The 5,945-nt window shown below is 56.6% G+C and carries 3 rRNA genes; all 3 read right to left on the reverse strand.

Annotation, left to right across the window (positions count from 1 at the left end):
* Positions 1–7 precede the first annotated feature (7 nt).
* The 3 genes from rrf to ACSU1G_RS34500 all read right to left on the reverse strand — a co-directional run bounded on the left by rrf (position 8) and on the right by ACSU1G_RS34500 (position 5,570).
* Positions 8–124 (reverse strand): 5S ribosomal RNA (gene rrf / locus ACSU1G_RS34490).
* A 206-nt stretch (positions 125–330) separates the two neighbouring features.
* Positions 331–3,434: ribosomal RNA gene (locus tag ACSU1G_RS34495) — 23S ribosomal RNA — on the reverse strand.
* Positions 3,435–4,044: 610 nt separating this feature from the next.
* Positions 4,045–5,570 (reverse strand): 16S ribosomal RNA (locus ACSU1G_RS34500).
* Together the 16S, 23S and 5S rRNA genes form the textbook arrangement of a ribosomal RNA operon.
* Between the last annotated feature and the right edge of the window lie 375 nt (positions 5,571–5,945).

A 5,945-nucleotide genomic window follows, 5' to 3' on the forward strand; every position in this document is an offset into this window, starting at 1 on the left:
AATGGTTGTCCGGCGGCGTCCTACTCTCCCACATCCTCCCGGATGCAGTACCATCGGCGCAGTGGGCCTTAGCTTCCGGGTTCGGAATGGGACCGGGCGTTTCCCCCACGCTATGACCGCCGTAACTCTTTCACCCAACCAAACCCAACACCCCACCACACCCCAAACAATGTCCTGGGTGTGGTTCGTGTCATGGTCGTGGGTAGTCTGATAGTTACAACACTACTGTTGCACTGTTCAATTATCACGGGTTGTTGTTTCGCAACCGCATAGTGGACGCTACGCATCTGGCCAGACCACACCCCTTTTGAAAAGACGTGGTCATGGTGTGTGTATAAGTTATCGGCCTATTAGTACCGGTCAGCTTCGCAAGTCGTTAGTCCTTGCTTCCACGTCCGGCCTATCAACCCAGTGGTCTGCTGGGGGCCTCCCGACCCGAAGGTCGTGGAAATCTCATCTCGAAGCTGGCTTCCCGCTTAGATGCTTTCAGCGGTTATCCTTCCCGAACGTAGCTAATCAGCAGTGCACCTGGCGGTACAACTGACATACCAGAGGTTCGTCCGTCCCGGTCCTCTCGTACTAAGGACAGACCTTCTCAAATTTCCTGCGCGCGCAGAGGATAGGGACCGAACTGTCTCACGACGTTCTGAACCCAGCTCGCGTACCGCTTTAATGGGCGAACAGCCCAACCCTTGGGACCTACTCCAGCCCCAGGATGCGACGAGCCGACATCGAGGTGCCAAACCATGCCGTCGATATGGACTCTTGGGCAAGATCAGCCTGTTATCCCCGAGGTACCTTTTATCCGTTGAGCGACGGCCCTTCCACGAGGTGCCGCCGGATCACTAGTCCCGACTTTCGTCCCTGCTCGAGCTGTCGCTCTCACAGTCAAGCCCCCTTGTGCACTTGCACTCGACACCTGATTGCCAACCAGGCTGAGGGGACCTTTGGGCGCCTCCGTTACATTTTAGGAGGCAACCGCCCCAGTTAAACTACCCATCAGGCACTGTCCCTGACCCGGATCACGGGCCGAAGTTAGATGTCCAGAGTGACCAGAGTGGTATTTCAACGATGACTCCACTCGAACTAGCGTCCAAGCTTCAACGTCTCCCACCTATCCTACACAAGCCACACCGAACACCAATACCAAACTATAGTAAAGGTCTCGGGGTCTTTCCGTCCTTCTGCGCGTAACGAGCATCTTTACTCGTAATGCAATTTCGCCGAGTTCACAGTTGAGACAGCGGGGAAGTCGTTACTCCATTCGTGCAGGTCGGAACTTACCCGACAAGGAATTTCGCTACCTTAGGATGGTTATAGTTACCACCGCCGTTTACTGGGGCTTAAATTCTCCGCTTCGCCTTACGGCTAACAGGTCCTCTTAACCTTCCAGCACCGGGCAGGAGTCAGTCCGTATACATCGTCTTGCGACTTCGCACGGACCTGTGTTTTTGATAAACAGTCGCTTCCCCCTGGTCTCTGCGGCCCCGATCCCCTCCGGAACGCAAGGTTCCATCAAGGTTGGGGCCCCCCTTCTCCCGAAGTTACGGGGGCATTTTGCCGAGTTCCTTAACCATGATTCTCTCGATCGCCTTAGTATTCTCTACCTGACCACCTGTGTCGGTTTGGGGTACGGGCGGCTAGAACCTCGCGTCGATGCTTTTCTTGGCAGCATAGGATCACCGGATCCCCCACCAAGTGGGGGCCTATCGGGTCTCAGGCTTCACGCCCGGCGGATTTACCAACCGGACACCCTACACCCTTGGACCAGGTCAATTCCATTGCCTGGCCCGGCTACCTTCCTGCGTCACACCTGTTAATACGCTTGCCTTACCGGTTCAGGTCCCGCGCTCGCCCACCACGCGCCCCGAAGGGCGTCTAGGCAGGTTCGGGCGGTTAGTATCACCGACTCAGCATTGGCGGTTCTTCGCCGGTACGGGAATATCAACCCGTTGTCCATCGACTACGCCTGTCGGCCTCGCCTTAGGTCCCGACTTACCCAGGGCAGATTAGCTTGACCCTGGAACCCTTGGTCATCCGGCGGACGGGTTTCTCACCCGTCTTTCGCTACTCATGCCTGCATTCTCACTCGTGTACAATCCACCAACGCTTCCGCCCTGGCTTCACCTCGTACACGACGCTCCCCTACCCATCCAGACATACATCTGAATGCCACGGTTTCGGCGGTGTGCTTGAGCCCCGCTACATTGTCGGCGCGGAATCACTTGACCAGTGAGCTATTACGCACTCTTTCAAGGGTGGCTGCTTCTAAGCCAACCTCCTGGTTGTCACAGCAACTCCACATCCTTTCCCACTTAGCACACGCTTAGGGGCCTTAACCGGTGGTCTGGGCTGTTTCCCTCTCGACCATGAAGCTTATCCCCCACGGTCTCACTGCCACGCTCTCACTTTCCGGCATTCGGAGTTTGGCTGACGTCAGTAACCTTGTAGGGCCCATCTGCCATCCAGTAGCTCTACCTCCGGAAAGAAACACGTGACGCTGCACCTAAATGCATTTCGGGGAGAACCAGCTATCACGGAGTTTGATTGGCCTTTCACCCCTACCCACAGCTCATCCCCTCCTTTTTCAACAGAAGTGGGTTCGGTCCTCCACGCGCTCTTACACGCGCTTCAACCTGGCCATGGGTAGATCACTCCGCTTCGGGTCTAGACCGTGCCACTAACTCGCCCTATTCAGACTCGCTTTCGCTACGGCTTCCCCACACGGGTTAACCTCGCGACACAGCACTAACTCGCAGGCTCATTCTTCAAAAGGCACGCCGTCACCCACACCCCCAAAAGGGGGCCAGGCTCCGACGGATTGTAGGCACATGGTTTCAGGTACTATTTCACTCCCCTCCCGGGGTGCTTTTCACCATTCCCTCACGGTACTGATCCGCTATCGGTCAACAGGTAGTATTCAGGCTTACCAGGTGGTCCTGGCAGATTCACACGGGATTTCTCGGGCCCCGTGCTACTCGGGAACATTCTCTAAGCGGCGGTATGCATTACAACTACGGGACTCTCACCCTCTACGGTCAGCCATCCAAAGCTGTTCGTCTATACACCCGCACCTCACCACGACAGTCCGGCAGAACCATCACGAAAAGTCCCACAACCCCGAACACGCAACCCCTGCCGGGTATCACACGTGAACGGTTTAGCCCCATCCGCTTTCGCTCGCCACTACTCACGGAATCACTTTTGTTTTCTCTTCCTGCAGGTACTGAGATGTTTCACTTCCCTGCGTTCCCCCCGACCGGCCTATGTGTTCAACCGGCGGTCACACGAACAACGTCGTGCGGGGTTTCCCCATTCGGACATCCTGGGCTCAACGTCCGGTTATCGACTCCCCCAGGCTTATCGCAGATTCCCACGTCCTTCATCGGCTCCTGTTGCCAAGGCATCCACCATGCGCCCTAAAAAACTTAGCCACACAAGGCCAAGCCCTCTATGAGCACCCACCCAACACGAAGGAAGGGCGGGATCAAAAGATGACTACATTCTCGGCGCCACCACACACCACCAGGGGGCAGTATGCGGCAGCAATAAAAATAAGATGCTCGCGTCCACTATGCAGTTCCCAAACAACAACCCGCACCACACCCCCACACCACCACCCCTTCAAAGAGGGTTATACGGTGACGCTTCAGCATGGCCGGAACCAGGACGAGCCACCCCCCACAAAAGAAGAGTGACCACCCGGAACAACCACCCCCCAACACCCCCACACAAACAGTGAGGACACCAGGAAAGCAGTCGGTCCTGTTGTCCCAGGACCCAACAGTGTGCCAAGACCCTCATCCATCCGGTCCAGTGATCCCCTTCCACACGCCGGCGCGGCACCCCAGGCAAACACCCGGGACACCCATTCCAAACGCAGTACTACGAGACCACCAGCCGATACGACCAGGGCACGATTCATTGATGTTCCACCCATGAGCAACTCGCCGACCCACATGCGGGGCCGCAACGAGCACTACACCTGAACCACCACACCACCAACACAACGGTCAGCAGCATGAATGATTAGGGGCTCCTTAGAAAGGAGGTGATCCAGCCGCACCTTCCGGTACGGCTACCTTGTTACGACTTAGTCCCAATCGCCAGTCCCACCTTCGACGGCTCCCCCCACAAGGGTTGGGCCACCGGCTTCGGGTGTTACCGACTTTCGTGACTTGACGGGCGGTGTGTACAAGGCCCGGGAACGTATTCACCGCAGCGTTGCTGATCTGCGATTACTAGCGACTCCGACTTCATGGGGTCGAGTTGCAGACCCCAATCCGAACTGAGACCGGCTTTTTGGGATTAGCTCCACCTCACAGTATCGCAACCCATTGTACCGGCCATTGTAGCATGCGTGAAGCCCAAGACATAAGGGGCATGATGATTTGACGTCGTCCCCACCTTCCTCCGAGTTGACCCCGGCAGTCTCCCATGAGTCCCCGGCATAACCCGCTGGCAACATGGAACGAGGGTTGCGCTCGTTGCGGGACTTAACCCAACATCTCACGACACGAGCTGACGACAACCATGCACCACCTGTGAACCCGCCCCAAAGGGGAAAGACCATCTCTGGCCCGGTCGGGAACATGTCAAGCCTTGGTAAGGTTCTTCGCGTTGCATCGAATTAATCCGCATGCTCCGCCGCTTGTGCGGGCCCCCGTCAATTCCTTTGAGTTTTAGCCTTGCGGCCGTACTCCCCAGGCGGGGCACTTAATGCGTTAGCTGCGGCGCGGAAAACGTGGAATGTCCCCCACACCTAGTGCCCAACGTTTACGGCATGGACTACCAGGGTATCTAATCCTGTTCGCTCCCCATGCTTTCGCTCCTCAGCGTCAGTAACAGCCCAGAGACCTGCCTTCGCCATCGGTGTTCCTCCTGATATCTGCGCATTTCACCGCTACACCAGGAATTCCAGTCTCCCCTACTGCACTCTAGTCTGCCCGTACCCACCGCAGACCCGGGGTTAAGCCCCGGGCTTTCACGGCAGACGCGACAAACCGCCTACGAGCTCTTTACGCCCAATAATTCCGGATAACGCTCGCGCCCTACGTATTACCGCGGCTGCTGGCACGTAGTTAGCCGGCGCTTCTTCTGCAGGTACCGTCACTTTCGCTTCTTCCCTACTGAAAGAGGTTTACAACCCGAAGGCCGTCATCCCTCACGCGGCGTCGCTGCATCAGGCTTGCGCCCATTGTGCAATATTCCCCACTGCTGCCTCCCGTAGGAGTCTGGGCCGTGTCTCAGTCCCAGTGTGGCCGGTCACCCTCTCAGGCCGGCTACCCGTCGTCGCCTTGGTGAGCCATTACCTCACCAACAAGCTGATAGGCCGCGAGTCCATCCAAGACCGATAAATCTTTCCACCCCCACACCATGCGGCGGAGGGTCGTATCCGGTATTAGACCCAGTTTCCCGGGCTTATCCCAGAGTCAAGGGAAGGTTACTCACGTGTTACTCACCCGTTCGCCACTCATCCACCCCAGCAAGCTGGGGCTTCAGCGTTCGACTTGCATGTGTTAAGCACGCCGCCAGCGTTCATCCTGAGCCAGGATCAAACTCTCCGTAAAAAACTACAAAAGAAACAACAACCAACCCAGCGGAAAACCAGGCCAGCCATCATTCAATCCATGGCAAAACCACCAGCACACACGGGGTGCGCACCAGCAGCTATAACCAATTTAATAAATTGGCATCAATAAACTTGGCACACTATTGAGTTCTCAAACAACAGGCACATGATGACTACTCACAAAGAATCCGGTTTAGACCGGGGAAATCTTTGCTTTTCCCATCTGCGGCTTTTCAAGCTTAGGCCCTCATTCCCTCCCCGTCAAATCGGCGTTTCCGGCGATTCCCCGGGTCAGAACCGAAGTCCCAATCCGCTACATCCGGACCCCCAAGCCACCGCCTCAGCGACTGACTCGTTGCTCCGAAGCAACTTT

The sequence above is a fragment of the Microbacterium sp. A93 genome, assembly GCF_051842835.1.